The sequence below is a fragment of the Enterobacter sp. DVT3837 genome, from assembly GCF_056238685.1.
The window spans coordinates 290,909-306,611 of sequence record NZ_JBWDLA010000001.1; the positions used below are offsets into that span (position 1 = coordinate 290,909).

Here is a 15,703-nt window from a genome sequence, read left to right on the forward strand (position 1 = left end):
GCGCACGGGCGAATTTCATCACCAGGAGTTGTTATGGATATCATTTCTGTCGCCCTGAAACGCCACTCCACCAAGGCGTTCGACGCAAGCAAAAAACTGACCGCTGAAGAAGCGGAAAAAATCAAAACCCTGCTGCAGTACAGCCCGTCCAGCACCAACTCCCAGCCGTGGCACTTTATTGTTGCCAGCACCGAGGAAGGTAAAGCACGCGTGGCGAAGTCTGCTGCGGGCACCTATGTCTTCAACGAACGCAAAATGCTGGATGCTTCTCACGTGGTAGTGTTCTGCGCGAAAACGGCGATGGATGATGCCTGGCTGGAACGCGTTGTGGATCAGGAAGAAGCTGATGGCCGCTTTGCGACATCTGAAGCGAAAGCCGCGAACCACAAAGGCCGCACCTATTTTGCTGACATGCACCGCGTGGATCTGAAAGATGACGACCAGTGGATGGCGAAACAGGTTTATCTGAACGTCGGTAACTTCCTGCTGGGTGTGGGGGCGATGGGTCTGGATGCAGTACCGATTGAAGGTTTCGACGCCGCGATCCTCGACGAAGAATTTGGTCTGAAAGAGAAAGGCTTTACCAGCCTGGTGGTGGTGCCTGTTGGCCACCACAGCGTGGAAGATTTCAATGCCACGCTGCCGAAATCTCGCCTGCCGCTGAGCACGGTTGTGACCGAGTGCTAAACAAAACGGGCCGCTCAGTGCGGCCCGTTACGTTTTACCGGCCGCCAGCATGCCAAATCCGCTCCGCATACCGCCCTATCACCGCCAGCGACGCCGCCAGAATCAGGAAGAACACCACCTTATTCATGCCGTCCCAGAAGTACTCGAAATAGCGGGTATAAAGGTTGATGGCAAGAAACGTCAGACCAAAGCCGCGCAGCATACCGTCGTCGGTTTTCAGGCTGATATAAATACAGATTACCGCAGCCACCGCAAACAGCAGCGCCCACGGCAGAAGCGATGCCTGCGTCACGCTGTACCAGTTATCAATATCGTAATTGCCAAATATCGACATGATCCACAGGGCGACAAACAGGTACGTTAACCCAATTGCTTTGCTGGTCGTGTAGAGCTGTCGCGCCTGCAATAACGCCCGCAGAACCCAGCACAACGCCAGCAGTCCGCCACCGAAGAAGATAAACCGTACCGGGTAGTTCATCCCCAGCCAGTACGCGCCCCAGCCGGATACATAGCCCGTCTCAGCACCAAACCAGTTGCCAAGTGAGAGCAGGAAAAACAGCCACACCAGCCCCGAGCGACCAAAAAAGCCCACCAGCCCGTAAATCACACAGCCTGCCAGGAACAACGGCGCAACGTGGCCGCTGCCGTTATCGAGCCGTTCGCCAAGCTGCCAGAGCGCGATGGCGGTAAAGAAGACCCCAAGGAACAGGATCGCCTCAGTACTGTAGTGCCACTGGGTTTCCCGCCGCTGTCGGCTGAATCCCCACAGGTAAAACAGCACCGCAATCACCGCCGGTAACCCGATGCGGGCGAAAGAAGAGAAAGCGAAGAATTCGATAATACGCGCCATCAACTCACTGTCGGAGAACAGGCTGCCAATGGCGATGATCACACAGGCGAGCGCCGTCCAGAAGGCGTAGCGGCTAAGGCGCTGCCAGTCCAAGGAGACGCGTTTCAGGGTCCCGGTCAGCCGTTGGTGTTCGTCGTGGGTTAACACACCGTCCTGTTGCCACTCATCGAGTGCGCGACGTAAAAGTCGCTCCTGTTTTCGGGTCACCTTCATTTAGCCTGCTCCGCCAGCCATTCCACTGCTTTCTCCCCCACGTCATCCACTGGCAGATAAACCAGCAGTCGCGAACCGTTGCGAGGAGCAGAGTACCAGTACATTTGTTGCAGGGTAAACTCCCCAAGTTCAGGGTGGGTGAATAGCTTGAGCTGGTTTTCCACGCCGCGCACCTCGTTGCGCTGGTGCCACAGGGTTTTAAACTCGTCAGATACCGCGAAGAAGCGTGCCAGTTTAGCTTCCCAGAGCGGGTCACCCCGATGCTCGGCCATCGCCGCCCGGAAATAGGAGACAAATATCGGCAGTACATCGTCGCGCCGGCCAAGCCGGGCACGCCACGCAGGATGCGTGAGGAACAGATAAATACAGTTGCGATCTTCCGGTGGGATAGCATTGAAATCGACCCCCATCAGATGACCAAAGCTGTCGTTCCACGCCACGATGTCGAAATTCGGTTTCTGAATACTGGCCGGTTTTGGCATCAGCGTATCCAGCAGGCGGCGCGTACCTTCGCTGATCCCCTCGCAGCAGGTCGCCTGCGGTGCTTCACCCGGCGGTAATCCGGCCAACACAAACAGGTGCCGTGCTTCAGTCGGGGTACATTGCAGTGCTTTTGCGACGGCGGCCATGACCGCGCTGGAAGGATTAACATCCCGGCCCTGCTCAAGCCAGGTGTACCAGGTCACACCCACGTCAGCCAACAGAGCGACCTCTTCCCGGCGCAACCCTGGCGTGCGTCGACGACCACTGCGCGGAAGGCCTAGACGCTGCGGATCAAGGCTTTCGCGACGGGCACGCAGAAATGCCCCCAGCTGTTTTCGGGTGTCATCCTGAAGTGAGACGACAGGTTCAGACATCAGCGCCATAAATCCCCCTGCATGGTAGTGCCAGTACCAGTATAAGCAAGAACTGGTACCCGTTTATCAGATAGTTGATGCTACGACCATCTGATGAATGACGCAATGGAGTTACCATGAATACGTCAGTTGTTTCACCGGGTCGCGCAGGCCTGATATTGCTGTTAACCGGCCAGATGCTGCCCATGATTGATACCTCAATCACCAACGTGGCGCTGGACGCCATCACCCATTCTCTGCATGCCACCGCCACCGAGCTGGAGCTGATTGTCGCCCTATACGGCGTGGCCTTCGCCGTCTGTCTCGCGCTCGGCAGCAAGCTGGGGGACAACCTTGGCCGTCGTCGTCTGTTTATGTGGGGAGTGGCAATCTTTGGCCTGGCCTCGCTGCTGTGCGGGATTTCGGGGAATATTGAACAACTGCTTGCTGCGCGCATTGTGCAGGGTGCTGGCGCGGCATTGATCATGCCGCAAATTCTCGCCACGCTGCATGTCACATTGAAAGGTACGGCCCACGCCAAAGCGATAAGCCTGTTTGGCGGGATCGGCGGGATCGCGTTTATCGTCGGGCAGATGGGTGGCGGCTGGCTGGTATCGGCGGATATCGCCGGGCTGGGCTGGCGTAACGCGTTCTTTATCAACGTGCCAATCTGTCTGGTGGTTCTGGCGTTGAGCCGTCGCTATGTGCCGGAAACCCGTCGCGAAACGCCGTCGCGCATTGACTGGGCGGGCACCGTCCTGCTGGCAGTGATCCTCTGCTGTCTGCTGTTCCCGATGGCCCTCGGCCCGCAGTGGCACTGGTCATGGCCGCTGAAGGCCGCGCTGATTGCGATTATCCCGCTGGGATATCTGATGGTATTGAATGCCCGTAAAAAAGAGCGTGAGGATGCCCATCCGCTGATCCCACCGCGTCTGATACAGCTTCGCAGCATTCGCTTTGGCGTGCTGATTGCGATGCTCTTTTTCAGCGTCTGGTCCGGGTTTATGTTCTGTATGGCGCTGACCATGCAAACCGGTCTCGGGATGGCGCCGTGGCAATCGGGGAACAGTTTTATCGCCCTGGGTGTGACCTACTTTATTTCAGCATGGTTTGCCCCGCGTATGATCGCCCGCTACAGCACCAGCACGATCCTGCTGACCGGGCTGGCGATCCAGATTATCGGCCTGCTGGCGTTGATCGCCACATTCCGCCTCTGGGGCATGAACAACACAACGCTGACCCTGGTTCCGGCGACCGGCCTGGTTGGCTATGGACAGGCGCTGATCGTCAACAGCTTCTACCGCATCGGGATGCGCGACATCCAGCCTGATGATGCCGGTGCCGCGAGTGCGATCCTGAGTACGCTTCAGCAGGCGGCACTCGGTCTTGGTCCGGCCATTTTCGGCGCAATTTTGCTGCACGGGCTGAGGAATCATCACGGGGATTATACTCAGGCGATAAACCTCTTCCTGGCCGTCGAAACAGGTTTGATGCTTATCCTTGCGCTGGCGACGTTACGTATGCGTCATCGTCTGTGTCTGCCCGTGGTGAAGACCTGCCACGTCACTAAATAAGCCAGGCAGATTTGCATAACAGGTTTGCAGCCGCCATTATGGGGCTGCATCAATACAGGAGACGTTATGCAGGAATTAATTGCTCAGGTTGAAGAGTTAGGCATTGAAATTAATCACACCACTTCTTTAGTGATTATCTTTGGTATTATTTTTCTTACTGCCCTTATCGTTCATTTTATTCTGCACAAAGGGGTACTGCGCGTTTTTGAGAAACGCGCGCAGGCCAGTAGCCATTTGTGGTTACAGATCATTACCCAGAATAAGTTATTTCACCGTCTGGCCTTTACCCTTCAGGGGATAATCGTTAACGTTCAGGCGGTTTTGTGGCTGCAAAAAGGCAGCGAAGCGGCTGAAATACTCACCACCTGCGCGAAGCTGTGGGTAATGGTCTATGCGCTTCTCTCCTTCTTCTCCCTGCTGGATGTGATATTCAATCTGTCGCAGAAAATGGCCACCGCGTCACAGCTGCCGCTGAAGGGGATATTCCAGGGAATCAAGCTGGTGAGTGCGATTCTGGTTGGGATCTTAATTATCTCCCTGCTGATTGGACAATCCCCCGCCATTCTGATTAGCGGGCTGGGTGCGATGGCCGCAGTCCTCATGCTGGTATTTAAAGATCCGATTCTGGGGCTGGTCGCCGGAATACAGCTGTCCGCCAACGATATGCTCAAGCTGGGCGACTGGCTGGAAATGCCAAAATTCGGCGCAAACGGCACGGTGACGGATATTGGCCTGACCACCGTGAAAGTGAGAAACTTCGATAACACCATCACAACGATCCCAACATGGGCGCTGGTGTCCGATGCCTTTATCAACTGGAGCGGAATGTCGGCTTCAGGCGGGCGACGTATTAAGCGCAGTCTGAATATTGATACCACAAGCATTCATTTTCTCAACGAGCAGGAACAGCAGCACCTGATTCAGGCGAAGCTGCTTAAGCCCTATATGGCCGCGCGGCACGAGGAAATAAACCTGTGGAATCAGGAGAACGGTGAAGGGGAGTCGGTATTAAACCTGCGTAAGATGACCAATATTGGCACCTTCCGCGCCTACCTGAATGAATATCTGCGCAATCACCCGCGTATTCGCAAAGATATGACGCTGATGGTGCGCCAGTTAGCGCCTGACGCGAATGGTCTGCCGATTGAAATATATGCCTTCACCAACACGGTGATCTGGGCAGAATATGAGGAGATTCAGGCCGACATCTTCGACCATATTTTCGCGGTGGTGGATGAATTTGGGCTGCGTATTCACCAGTCCCCCACCGGAAACGACATTCGATCTCTGGCAGGTGTTATCGCGAAATAAGCATTTAAGCCCGGTAAGCGCAACGCGGTAATGGTGCCAACTTACTGATTTAGTGTACGATGGTGTTTTTGAGGTGCTCCCGTGGCTTCCATCTCCATCAGTTGTCCCTCCTGCTCAGCTACTGAAGGCGTGGTGCGTAACGGTAAAAGTACTGCCGGACATCAGCGCTATCTCTGCTCTCACTGCCGTAAAACATGGCAACTGCAGTTCACTTACACCGCTTCTCAACCCGGTACGCACCAGAAAATCATTGATATGGCCATGAATGGTGTTGGATGCCGGGCAACCGCCCGCATTATGGGCGTTGGCCTCAACACGATTTTACGTCACTTAAAAAACTCAGGCCGCAGTCGGTAACCTCGCGCATACAGCCGGGCAGTGACGTCATCGTCTGCGCGGAAATGGACGAACAGTGGGGCTACGTCGGTGCTAAATCACGTCAGCGCTGGCTGTTTTACGCGTATGACAGGATACGGAGGACGGTTGTGGCGCACGTCTTCGGTGAACGCACTCTGGCCACACTGGAGCGTCTTCTGAGCCTGCTGTCGGCCTTTGAGGTCGTGGTATGGATGACGGATGGCTGGCCGCTGTATGAATCCCGCCTGAAGGGAAAGCTGCACGTAATCAGCAAGCGTTACACTCAGCGAATTGAGCGGCATAACCTGAATCTGAGACAACATCTGGCAAGGCTGGGACGGAAGTCACTGTCGTTCTCAAAATCGGTGGAGCTGCATGACAAGGTCATCGGGCATTATCTGAACATAAAACACTATCAGTAAGTTGGAGTCATTACCTCCGAGCCGGTAATGGTGCCAACTTACTGATTTAGTGTACGATGGTGTTTTTGAGGTGCTCCCGTGGCTTCCATCTCCATCAGTTGTCCCTCCTGCTCAGCTACTGAAGGCGTGGTGCGTAACGGTAAAAGTACTGCCGGACATCAGCGCTATCTCTGCTCTCACTGCCGTAAAACATGGCAACTGCAGTTCACTTACACCGCTTCTCAACCCGGTACGCACCAGAAAATCATTGATATGGCCATGAATGGTGTTGGATGCCGGGCAACCGCCCGCATTATGGGCGTTGGCCTCAACACGATTTTACGTCACTTAAAAAACTCAGGCCGCAGTCGGTAACCTCGCGCATACAGCCGGGCAGTGACGTCATCGTCTGCGCGGAAATGGACGAACAGTGGGGCTACGTCGGTGCTAAATCACGTCAGCGCTGGCTGTTTTACGCGTATGACAGGATACGGAGGACGGTTGTGGCGCACGTCTTCGGTGAACGCACTCTGGCCACACTGGAGCGTCTTCTGAGCCTGCTGTCGGCCTTTGAGGTCGTGGTATGGATGACGGATGGCTGGCCGCTGTATGAATCCCGCCTGAAGGGAAAGCTGCACGTAATCAGCAAGCGTTACACTCAGCGAATTGAGCGGCATAACCTGAATCTGAGACAACATCTGGCAAGGCTGGGACGGAAGTCACTGTCGTTCTCAAAATCGGTGGAGCTGCATGACAAGGTCATCGGGCATTATCTGAACATAAAACACTATCAGTAAGTTGGAGTCATTACCTGAGCATGATTGTAGGTACCACGTATCGTGTTTCTGTCAGAATGTGCCAGTTGTGCCTCTATCCAGGCAGAATTGAATCCCTGTTCATGTAACACAGTGCTCATGGTGTGCCTGAAGCCATGGCCTGTAGCTTGACCGGCATAGCCGATACGTTTAATCACTTGGTTAATGCTGGCTTCGCTCATCGGCTTCCCTGCGTCATTACGCCCCGGGAAAACATACTTTCCTCTACCGGTAATCTCTTTGAGTTCGAGTAACAGCTCCTTGGCTTGTCTCGGAATAGGAACGAGGTGTGGTCGGCGCATCTTCATGCGCTCTTTTGGGATTAACCAGAGATCTTTGCTCAGATCAAATTCATGCCATTCAGCAGCACGAAGTTCGATGGTTCGGACACTGAGGTACATGAGTAGTAATGTCGCGATGCGGGTAATTTTACTACCGCTATATGCGTCGACAGCTTGTCTGAAGGGTCCAAGTTGAGCTGGTGAGAGATGAGGAAAATGTTGCTGTTTGGGGGATTTCAGAGCTCCTGCCAAATCAGTGACTGGATTGTACTCGGCCCTGCCGGTGATGACAGCATAAGTGAATATCTGGCGGCAAGCCTGTCTCGTTTTCTTGAGCTTATCCAGGACACCGCGTTCCTCCATCTTCTTCAGAACAGAAAGCATGTCCATTGGTTTGATATCGGTAATAGCTTTTCTACCGATATAAGGAAAAATATCTTTTCGCAGATATTCGAGAATGTCGTCAGCATAACCGGAAGACCAATTCGGTTTCTTATGTTCATGCCATTCAAGTGCAAGAGACTCAAAGCTGTTATTCACCGCGAGAATTCTGGCTTGCTTCTCCGCCTGCTTTACCTCAGACGGATCTTCACCATTAGCGAGTAATCTCTTCGCTTCATTTCGCTTATCTCTTGCCTCAGCGAGGGTTACATCAGGGAAAACGCCAATAGACAGGAGCTTTTCTTTTCCTGCGAGGCGGTACTTCAGTCGCCAGTATCGGGAACCATTGGGGTTAACAAGCAGATACAGGCCACCGCCATCCGCCAGTTTGTAGGGCTTGTCCTGAGGCTTAGCTGTGCTTATCTGGCGTGCCGTTAACTTCATTGGGGGTATCTCTTTCCATTGAACCTGCATATACCCCCGAATGTACCCCCACTTTGGTGTGGATTTCAATACAATTTAGTAGACGCAGGGAGAGCTAGATTTAGCTGAGTGGCTTGGTATTACTGGATTGAGTAGACTTTGAGAGACGTTAGTAGAAGTGATAATGGCACGCCCTGTAGGATTCGAACCTACGACCTACGGCTTAGAAGGCCGTTGCTCTATCCAACTGAGCTAAGGGCGCACTGAGAAGAGTGAACTTCGCGGTGGTGAAACGCGAAGAATTATACGGTCAATGTCAGGTGAGTCAATGCCTTTTCCGTTTTCATGTCCAATTACGCCTGGCCGGTTGTAAATACGCCTGTTTTTTCAACATTATCATCAGTTTCACCGTAAAATTATGCGCTGCGAAAAGGCTTAGTGGCATTTAAGTAACGCCTGCTGTTTTCCTGAACGTCACCTCGTCACACTAGTAAGAGGTATCCCGGCCGCCCGGAGGCTGACAGACAACAGGACAATGGAGTGACAGCGCAAAACCTGATCTATACGCCCCCCCAGCTACAGACCCTTTCTCAGGACATCGTCGGCATTAAACTTGAGCCCATTGTCGCCCTCACCTCTTTGCGTCAGATTGGCGCTGAGGTGCTTAGCATCATGTCCGAAACGCGGCACAGTGAGGCGTTTTTCCATCGTCAGTCCGCAGAAGAGTCGATAACCCTGCTTGAAGCGCAGCTTGTCGCGTTAAAAAATACACCGCACTGTCATAACCTTTTTATTAATCTGCCGATAACCGTCCTGACAGAGTCAGAATCTTTTCAGCGACTTATCCGGCTGAGTGGGGCTCCGCTGAATATTGAGATCGTCGATCTCGCGGCTTTTTTGGCGCTGTCTGTTGCACAGAAACAGAGCGTCATTCAGAACCTGCAGCAACTCAGAAGGCAGGGGCACAGCATCTGGCTGGATGATATTGATGAAGTATTAATATCGTCGTTTATATCCTGTCGCCTACCGTTAAGCGGCATCAAGATTGATAAAGAAGCTTTCTGGCGCTTACGCGCCACCCCTGCGCTGAGGCAACTGGTTTCACTTTGCTTTCAGCTTGCCGGGAAAGTGCTTATCGAAGGGATTGAAACTGAGCGCGATCACACCTGGGCACTGCAGGCGGGCGCAGATCTCGGCCAGGGGTATTACTGGCCGTCCTGGACATGGCCGGAGGATTAAAAAGCCATTTCCAGGAGGGAGACCATGCGAATGACAGTGCGCCGTTACAGGCGGCGGCGTACAGGAAGTGATGCATTGGGATTTACGCACTCGCCTTTTGCTCCCCCCTTTTTCGACCGACTCGAATTTTTGAGCCAGTCCATCAGCCAGCCCCGCAAAACAGACGCCCCGTTTATCCTTCTGGTGACGGAGGATCACTTCCTGCGCACCGGTTTTCTCAACGGGCAGTTTCCCCTGAGCAGTTGCTGCGACTACGCCACGCTGGACGATGCCCTTGTCGCTCAGTCGCAGTGGCCATCAGCCCGTCTGGTCGTGGATATTGAAAGCCGGTCCACGGGGCTTCTGGAGAAACTGGATCAGTTGAGACGGCATAGCCTGTTTCCTCCTTTCCTTACGCCCTGGCTGTTGGTCCGGGCCGATAATTATGACACCCGCCTCTTCTGCAAAGCGGCAGGTCCCTTTCATGTGCTCGAACGTCAGCTGAACGCCACTGCGCTCCAGCACAGCCTGCTGGATACCCGCCCCCCGCAGGGTACCGGGAAAGACTGGTTCTCGCGCAATGAATGGCCCATCCTGCAGGAACTTTCCCGGGGCAAGACATTACGTCAGATTGCCCATATGCAGAATCGTCCCTATAGCCGCATTATCTATCGTCTTAGCTGCATCCTGCTGAAACTCGGGCTAAGCCATCGCCAGGAATTACTGCATCTTCTTAATAACCTCTCAGACTGCACGTTTTCACTCACATCCTAACCCCTTATTTCCTAAAGCGGTTTAGGAATTTACTTACCACTTACGTTGCAAGAATGTTAATTCTTAACAATAAAATCGAAATTATAACTATTCCTAATTTATGGGCGTGAACCTTGTGAAATACCACAAATTGACGAAACAGCAGAACTTTCCTCCATCCGTTAAGTGAATGCAGAAGGCGTTAATAAGATGATAATGATGTAAAAACAAGCAGCTTGGTGACACCTTCCAGGAGTAAAAAGCGAAGCGGTCAGCATGTTCTCCTGTACAGCAGACACCGTTATCCAAGTCAACGTAAGAACTTTCAGATGAAGGTCTGACGGCCTGTGAGGGTAATTTTTAACCTCTCCACAGCGGGTTCGCCCCTTTAAAAAAGGCGTAATTTTGTTAACAATTAATCAACATACAGAGATATCTGTTATTTTTTGTTATTACATAAAGACGAAAATATGCGGTAAATGAGATACCAGGACATTTCCGCTAATTTTAAAAAATTAGCTATTCAGATCCAGAAGATAATACAAACCAACACGCGGATATTAATTTACAGGGTTTTCGGAAAAAACTTACCCTGTATAATAAGATGCGTACCAAATCTGAATAAGAAAAACCTTTTTGCCAACACCAGCCAAATGAGATGACCGCGCTGAGGCATAGTTCTTTTCATTACGTAAACAAGGATGCTTTCGCTCTTTCCAGGGAAATACTTCGGTATAGGGATCTGCACATTATATCCTTCCGGCATTTCGTGAGTTTTACAAAACTCTACATAACGCTTTTAACAATCTGAGGCATTAAAAATGAAACCGGCATCCGTTATCATTATGGACGAACACCCTATTGTCAGAATGTCGATAGAAGTCCTGCTACAGAAAAATAAAAACATCACCGTCAAGCTCAAGTCTGGCGACAGCCATGAAGTCCTTGACTGTATCCGTAATCACCCTATTGATATGGTGATCCTTGACATCGAACTCACCAGTACAGATGCTTTCGCTTTACTAAAGAGAATCAGAAACTTAAATAAAAACATTAAGATTCTGTTCCTCTCGTCGAAATCAGAGTTGTTTTACTCAGGCCGTGCCATTCGAGCCGGGGCAAATGGCTTTGTCAGTAAACGAAAAGACCTGGGTGAGATCTACAATGCCGTAGATATGATCCTGATGGGCTATTCTTTTTTCCCGTCGGAAACGCTGAATTTTATAAATCACCAGGGTTCAGGGAAAGGGATCGCAGTGGATATGCCATTATCGAATCGTGAAGTCACGGTATTACGTTATCTGGCGAATGGATTATCCAATAAGGAAATAGCTGAACAGCTACTATTGAGTAACAAAACCATTAGTGCGCACAAATCCAACATTTATTCCAAGCTGGGCGTGCAAAGTATCGTGGAATTAATTGATTACGCCAAAGCGCACGAACTGCTATAACCTGAATTCACTCCCTGCAGCTTATCTGAGCTGCAGGGAGTGCGGTCAGTGCTAATTATAGTTAATCATGAAAGTGGCATCAGCGTCAGCCTGTCCGGGCTGAGGGTTTTCGGCAGTGGCAATATAATTGGCATAAAACGACAGAATTGCATTCCCCTGTGCATCAACCGTGACTGGCTGGCTGGCCTGTTGAAGCGGCAGGCGCGTTTTATCCGCATCCCTGATCTCAACGGCGACATGACTTGCTGTACTTGCGTCATTCAACGCCAGCAACCCGTTATTACTTCCGTCAGCTTTGCCTGAAAACGTGATCGACGCAGCGCCCGGCGGACAGCCAGTCAGCTTCAGCGTAAACGGCATGGGCTGCGTGCGGCTCCCGGTGGAGCTCAGCTGTTTAGTCGGCCAGGTGCCCAACGTGACGGTTTTGTCGCTATCGCTCCCCTCTGCTACACAGGTGAAATCGACAATATTGCCGTAGAGTCGAATGTTAATTTCGCCCAACGCGGTTTCCGCCTGAGCTTGTGTGCAAAGCGCAAAGAGCGCCACGGTGATAAAACGGATCCCGTTTCGCATATCGGCTCCTTAGTCGTAATCCACACGCAAATATCCGCGCGAGGTAAAGCGCCCTTCCGCTGGCTTGTTGCCCGTCACGCTCACCGGCCAGACCCGGATCCCCACCTGCGCCTGCGCACTGTCGTCGAGACGGAACGGAATTTTACTCGTCAGGTTGTTGGGCGTGAGCGGCGCACCGCTCTCGTTGGCAATGATGAATCCTACATCCGGGTTATCGGACACCAGTACATTATCGGAGACCTTTTCAGCCTCGACACGCATCGTCAGCATGGCGTTCGCCTCCACGTTGGTGCATTTAATCGCGATGGTTTTGCTTTGCGATGAGACGCCCTCCGGCTTGTTACCCACGCCCGCTTTGCTGAACAAAGAGGCGCCAATGTCGCCGAAATCAAACTCAACCACATTACCGGCATTGATGGCGCAGCTCTGCGGCACCTGAATAGTTCCGCTGTAGCTGATGGTGTAGACCGGCGTGGTTAACGGATCGGAGGACGTGGTGGTGACGTAAACACGGAACATGGTGGCACGTGGGATCACCACCATATTGATAAAGCGTCGCGTCACTTTAAGGCGGAAAATAAGGCTGGAATCCTGAACACCAAACGGTTTGTTTTTTGAAACGTTCGGATGACTCCCCATCTGGATATAGTTTTTGGGTGGATAAAACGCGCCAGCAAAGCTGTCCGTGATTTTCATCGCCCCGTCAAGATAGTCATTAAGCTTCAGATACTGGTAACCATCGCTGGTCCCGGTGATCGGGTAATCTGTCACATAGCTGCGTTTGGTGGTATTACCGGTTGTGCCCTTTGGGCAGACGGCATTCACCCCTACCCACTGCGATTTCTCGCTGAGCGTCACGACCTGCCCGATCTGGTTATTCGAACTATTAAATTTATCCGTCAGGTCGTAATGCACTTCCGTCGGTACACCTTTTTCATTGACGCACACGGTCGCTAATGCGTTTGTCGCGGGCAGTAACGCCAGAAGCGACAGGGCAAAGATTTGGGTTTTAATCACAGCTGATCCCCTTAAGTGTGATCGCTTGTTGCAGGCTCTGTTCAGGCAAGCTGTAAGGTGCACGGCACTGGGACTGCGCCCCGTTGCCCCACTGGATAAGCAGTTCCCCTTCCAGCGGCAGCCCACTCAGGTAGATCTGCCCGTCATCCCCCACCATGCTTGTGACGCCACTCTGGGTTTCGCGCACCACGGCACCGAACGGCACGGGCTGGTTACCGCGTGTCACCGTCAGCAGGGCTCGCACACCAATACGTGTATCAAAGCTGGCGCGAACCAGCGCGCCTTTGGTTGGCACCACGCTGCTCACGTTGTTTTCGATATCGGTGTTGTTGCTCATGGTGTTGGTATCCAGCGCCACGCGGTTGTAGCGATAGACGGTGGCATACGGCATAACCGCGTAGCCTCGCCAGTCGGTTTTCACGCCGGTCTGGTTTTCCACACTGACGCCCGATGCTCCCGGCGCTTTGATCAGCACGTTGGTGTCGCCCAGCGGCTGACTGAAGGTCACCCCGTCGGCATGACCGACCACGCCCCCGGAGAGCTGCCAGTTGAGATCGTGCTGATCGCGTGAGTAGTTATAACCCGCGGCCAACGTGCCGTAAGTCGCCTGCCAGTTGGCACTGGCGCTACCGCTTGAGCCATTATTGCTGGTGTGTCCCTGGGTCACGCTGTAGTTCAGGTTGCGATCCTCCAGCAGCGTACCGCTGACGCCGGTTTGCCAGCTTGTATCGCCATCGCTGTTTCGGCTGGCGGATGCCGTGGCATAGGCGCGGTCTATCGCGCTGTCACGGCGATATCCCTGACGGGTAAAGAGGCTAAACGGCACGGAGACGTTAAACGACGCGATCCGGTCGGTACCTTCTATCCCGACGGATTTGTTCCACGACCAGGAAACGGAGTAGTTGATCCCCTTCACGCCCCCCGCATACCCCAGCTGATACCAGAGGTTTGTCTCGTCGGTTCCCCAGTAGCTCTGCTCGCTGCCGGAGATATATACCGATCCATAATCCCCCAGCGACTGAGACACATTGAGCTGGAAACGCCCTTTTTTATTCCACGTCAGGTTGTGATAACTCTGCACGTCCGGGACGCTGTTATCATCCTGGTTATCCGCATACTGATAACCTTCCATTGAGCGCCAGGCCACATCGTCCAGGGTGTAAAACCCTTTTGTGGAGTAGCGGTAACCCAGCAGCTGGAAGTTGGTGCCGAAGCCGTTGAGTGATTTCGCATAGAGGAAGCGCAGAGACTGTCCTTCATGTTTGCTGTCGTCCGCGAGCTGGCTGCGGGCGTGGGTAATATCGAGCGAGACCGCGCCCCAGTCACCGAGGTTTTTTCCGGCCCCGATAGCCACCGCGGTATAACGAGATGCCAGTTGGGTACCACCGTACAGCGTGTAACCATTGGCAAGACCGGTAATCAGGGTTCCCTGAGTAAAGAATGGCGTATCCTGATCGCTGTTACCGCTGCGGTAATCCCCGGCAACAAGATCGTATTTCCAGCGCCCTTCACGCTGCAGGAGCGGTACGGTGGAGTACGGCACGGTATAGCGCTGCTGGGTACCGTCTTTCTCTTCGACCGTCACTTCCAGGTCACCGCTTGAGGAGGTCGGGTTGAGATCGGTAATGGCGAACGCGCCGGGCTGGACATAGCTTTGATAGATAACATAGCCGTTCTGACGAACCACGACTTTGGCGGGCGTCCTGGCAATTCCGCGTACGGTTGGGGCATAGCCCTGCAGGCTGTCAGGGTACATGCTGTCAGATGAAAAGAGCCGCCCACCGCGAAAACCGACGCTGTCGAAGACATCATTGCCGGTATTACTGTCACCCAGCACCAGTTCACTTTTAAGCGGAATAACGGTGCGTTGCGCCCAGGTACCGATATTCTGCCACTCGCTGTGTCGCTGCCCGTTATTCTGCGTGTAACGCCATGCACCATTGTTACGTAAACGCCAGGCGCCATAGTTCAACCCGCTCTGCAGGTTCAGATAATAACTGTCGTCTTCGCTGCCCCGGTTACCGGTGAAACTGTAGTTCAACAGTGCGGCGGGAATGCCTTCATCCCATTGTTCAGGCGGAATGTAGCCACGGGCGCTGTTCTGCAACGCCACCTGCGGCAGGCTGACGTTCAGACGCTGAGAGGCAAAGTTAAATGTCGTCTCACTACCAGGAATGGCCGTGGTCAGCGGAACGCAGGTATCGCCCTGTACATTTGCCAGTTCAGGAAATGCCGCAACATTAACACCAAAGCGATCGAGCATCGCGCGCGTGATGCACGGCGATAAACCGCCCGCCACTGGCGGGGTGTTTTCGGCTTGCTCAAAACGCACGTCCTGGGTGCCGATAAACTCATCGTTACGCCAGATATCCACACGATAAACGCCGGGTGCCTGCTGGTGACCTTGTTCAAAACGCGACAAATCCGCCACGCTGGCGGTATCGTCGGACAAGAAGGCCGGGTTGAAGTAGCTTTCGCTCCAGCCAGCCTGCGGCCAGAGCGCGGCCATCAGCGCCAGTGCAACCGGGCAGTAACGTCCCAGATGATTTTTCATCGCCC

Annotated in this window: 14 protein-coding genes and 1 tRNA gene; 8 read left to right on the forward strand and 7 right to left on the reverse strand. The window is 53.2% G+C overall.

Going from position 1 to position 15,703, the window contains the following annotated elements; genetic code table 11:
• The first annotated feature begins 33 nt into the window (after nucleotides 1-33).
• Nucleotides 34-687: an oxygen-insensitive NAD(P)H nitroreductase gene (gene nfsB / locus AC0XWG_RS01395; RefSeq protein WP_108090658.1), complete on the forward strand. Its 654-nt coding sequence runs from the start codon at nucleotides 34-36 to the stop codon at nucleotides 685-687.
• A 34-nt stretch (nucleotides 688-721) separates the two neighbouring features.
• Here the strand turns inward: nfsB and AC0XWG_RS01400 are convergent, their stop codons facing one another.
• Both AC0XWG_RS01400 and AC0XWG_RS01405 read right to left on the reverse strand, forming a co-directional pair.
• Nucleotides 722-1,750: a DUF2157 domain-containing protein gene (locus tag AC0XWG_RS01400; RefSeq protein WP_475680308.1), complete on the reverse strand. Its 1,029-nt coding sequence runs from the start codon at nucleotides 1,748-1,750 to the stop codon at nucleotides 722-724.
• A complete protein-coding gene (locus AC0XWG_RS01405) occupies nucleotides 1,747-2,616 on the reverse strand; it encodes a helix-turn-helix transcriptional regulator (protein ID WP_475680309.1) in 870 nt (289 codons plus the stop codon). The genes AC0XWG_RS01400 and AC0XWG_RS01405 overlap by 4 nt, the downstream gene beginning before the upstream one ends.
• A 107-nt stretch (nucleotides 2,617-2,723) precedes the next feature.
• Between AC0XWG_RS01405 and AC0XWG_RS01410 the strand changes: the two genes are divergently transcribed.
• The 4 genes from AC0XWG_RS01410 to AC0XWG_RS01425 all read left to right on the forward strand — a co-directional run bounded on the left by AC0XWG_RS01410 (nucleotide 2,724) and on the right by AC0XWG_RS01425 (nucleotide 7,026).
• Nucleotides 2,724-4,160, forward strand: coding sequence for an MFS transporter (locus tag AC0XWG_RS01410; RefSeq protein ID WP_475680310.1), 1,437 nt, complete (start codon nucleotides 2,724-2,726; stop codon nucleotides 4,158-4,160).
• 66 nt (nucleotides 4,161-4,226) lie between these two features.
• On the forward strand, nucleotides 4,227-5,471 hold the full coding sequence (locus AC0XWG_RS01415) for a mechanosensitive ion channel family protein (protein WP_108090661.1): 1,245 nt from the start codon (nucleotides 4,227-4,229) through the stop codon (nucleotides 5,469-5,471).
• Nucleotides 5,472-5,552: 81 nt separating this feature from the next.
• A protein-coding gene (locus tag AC0XWG_RS01420; RefSeq protein ID WP_223216367.1) for an IS1 family transposase occupies nucleotides 5,553-6,250 on the forward strand; the annotation gives its coding sequence in 2 pieces (ribosomal slippage) (nucleotides 5,553-5,802 and nucleotides 5,802-6,250; 699 coding nt in all).
• A 78-nt stretch (nucleotides 6,251-6,328) separates the two neighbouring features.
• Nucleotides 6,329-7,026 (forward strand): IS1 family transposase gene (locus AC0XWG_RS01425; RefSeq protein ID WP_223216367.1). Its coding sequence is split into 2 segments (ribosomal slippage): nucleotides 6,329-6,578 and nucleotides 6,578-7,026, totalling 699 coding nucleotides; the frame shifts between segments, so codons are not numbered across the junction.
• On the opposite strand, the gene AC0XWG_RS01430 is transcribed toward AC0XWG_RS01425, so the two are convergent.
• Nucleotides 7,020-8,150: a tyrosine-type recombinase/integrase gene (locus tag AC0XWG_RS01430; protein ID WP_475680311.1), complete on the reverse strand. Its 1,131-nt coding sequence runs from the start codon at nucleotides 8,148-8,150 to the stop codon at nucleotides 7,020-7,022. The two genes, AC0XWG_RS01425 and AC0XWG_RS01430, sit on opposite strands and share 7 nt — an antisense overlap.
• Nucleotides 8,151-8,314: 164 nt before the next feature.
• Nucleotides 8,315-8,391 (reverse strand) — tRNA-Arg (locus tag AC0XWG_RS01435).
• A gap of 278 nt (nucleotides 8,392-8,669) precedes the next feature.
• On the opposite strand from AC0XWG_RS01435, the gene AC0XWG_RS01440 reads away from it, so the two are divergent.
• The 3 genes from AC0XWG_RS01440 (at nucleotide 8,670) to fimZ (ending at nucleotide 11,554) form a co-directional block, all read left to right on the forward strand.
• Nucleotides 8,670-9,368, forward strand: coding sequence for an EAL domain-containing protein (locus tag AC0XWG_RS01440; protein WP_028018415.1), 699 nt, complete (start codon nucleotides 8,670-8,672; stop codon nucleotides 9,366-9,368).
• A 24-nt stretch (nucleotides 9,369-9,392) separates the two neighbouring features.
• A complete protein-coding gene (locus AC0XWG_RS01445) occupies nucleotides 9,393-10,121 on the forward strand; it encodes a helix-turn-helix transcriptional regulator (RefSeq protein ID WP_108090665.1) in 729 nt (242 codons plus the stop codon).
• Nucleotides 10,122-10,921: 800 nt separating this feature from the next.
• Entirely contained in the window at nucleotides 10,922-11,554 is a 633-nt protein-coding gene (gene fimZ, locus AC0XWG_RS01450; protein WP_049007446.1) for a fimbria biosynthesis transcriptional regulator FimZ, read from the forward strand.
• 51 nt (nucleotides 11,555-11,605) lie between these two features.
• Here fimZ and sfmF read toward each other — a convergent pair whose 3' ends face one another.
• Genes sfmF through AC0XWG_RS01465 form a run of 3 tightly spaced genes read right to left on the reverse strand, consistent with a single transcriptional unit; the run spans nucleotide 11,606 to nucleotide 15,698 of the window.
• A complete protein-coding gene (sfmF, locus tag AC0XWG_RS01455) occupies nucleotides 11,606-12,127 on the reverse strand; it encodes a fimbria assembly protein (protein ID WP_128348568.1) in 522 nt (173 codons plus the stop codon).
• A 9-nt stretch (nucleotides 12,128-12,136) separates the two neighbouring features.
• Nucleotides 12,137-13,144, reverse strand: a complete 1,008-nt coding sequence (gene fimH, locus AC0XWG_RS01460) for a type 1 fimbria D-mannose specific adhesin FimH (RefSeq protein WP_128348569.1) — start codon at nucleotides 13,142-13,144, stop codon at nucleotides 12,137-12,139.
• Nucleotides 13,137-15,698: a fimbrial biogenesis usher protein gene (locus tag AC0XWG_RS01465; protein ID WP_028018409.1), complete on the reverse strand. Its 2,562-nt coding sequence runs from the start codon at nucleotides 15,696-15,698 to the stop codon at nucleotides 13,137-13,139. Before AC0XWG_RS01465 ends, fimH begins: the two co-directional genes overlap by 8 nt.
• Nucleotides 15,699-15,703: the final 5 nt, after the last annotated feature.

Excerpts from the sequence above, each read along its gene's own strand:
- nfsB (WP_108090658.1), top strand. The coding sequence starts at position 34 with ATGGATATCATTTCTGTCGCCCTGAAACGCCACTCCACCAAGGCGTTC.
- AC0XWG_RS01400 (WP_475680308.1), bottom strand. The coding sequence starts at position 1,750 with ATGAAGGTGACCCGAAAACAGGAGCGACTTTTACGTCGCGCACTCGAT.
- AC0XWG_RS01405 (WP_475680309.1), bottom strand. The coding sequence starts at position 2,616 with ATGGCGCTGATGTCTGAACCTGTCGTCTCACTTCAGGATGACACCCGA.
- AC0XWG_RS01410 (WP_475680310.1), top strand. The coding sequence starts at position 2,724 with ATGAATACGTCAGTTGTTTCACCGGGTCGCGCAGGCCTGATATTGCTG.
- AC0XWG_RS01415 (WP_108090661.1), top strand. The coding sequence starts at position 4,227 with ATGCAGGAATTAATTGCTCAGGTTGAAGAGTTAGGCATTGAAATTAAT.
- AC0XWG_RS01430 (WP_475680311.1), bottom strand. The coding sequence starts at position 8,150 with ATGAAGTTAACGGCACGCCAGATAAGCACAGCTAAGCCTCAGGACAAG.
- AC0XWG_RS01445 (WP_108090665.1), top strand. The coding sequence starts at position 9,393 with ATGCGAATGACAGTGCGCCGTTACAGGCGGCGGCGTACAGGAAGTGAT.
- fimZ (WP_049007446.1), top strand. The coding sequence starts at position 10,922 with ATGAAACCGGCATCCGTTATCATTATGGACGAACACCCTATTGTCAGA.
- sfmF (WP_128348568.1), bottom strand. The coding sequence starts at position 12,127 with ATGCGAAACGGGATCCGTTTTATCACCGTGGCGCTCTTTGCGCTTTGC.
- AC0XWG_RS01465 (WP_028018409.1), bottom strand. The coding sequence starts at position 15,698 with ATGAAAAATCATCTGGGACGTTACTGCCCGGTTGCACTGGCGCTGATG.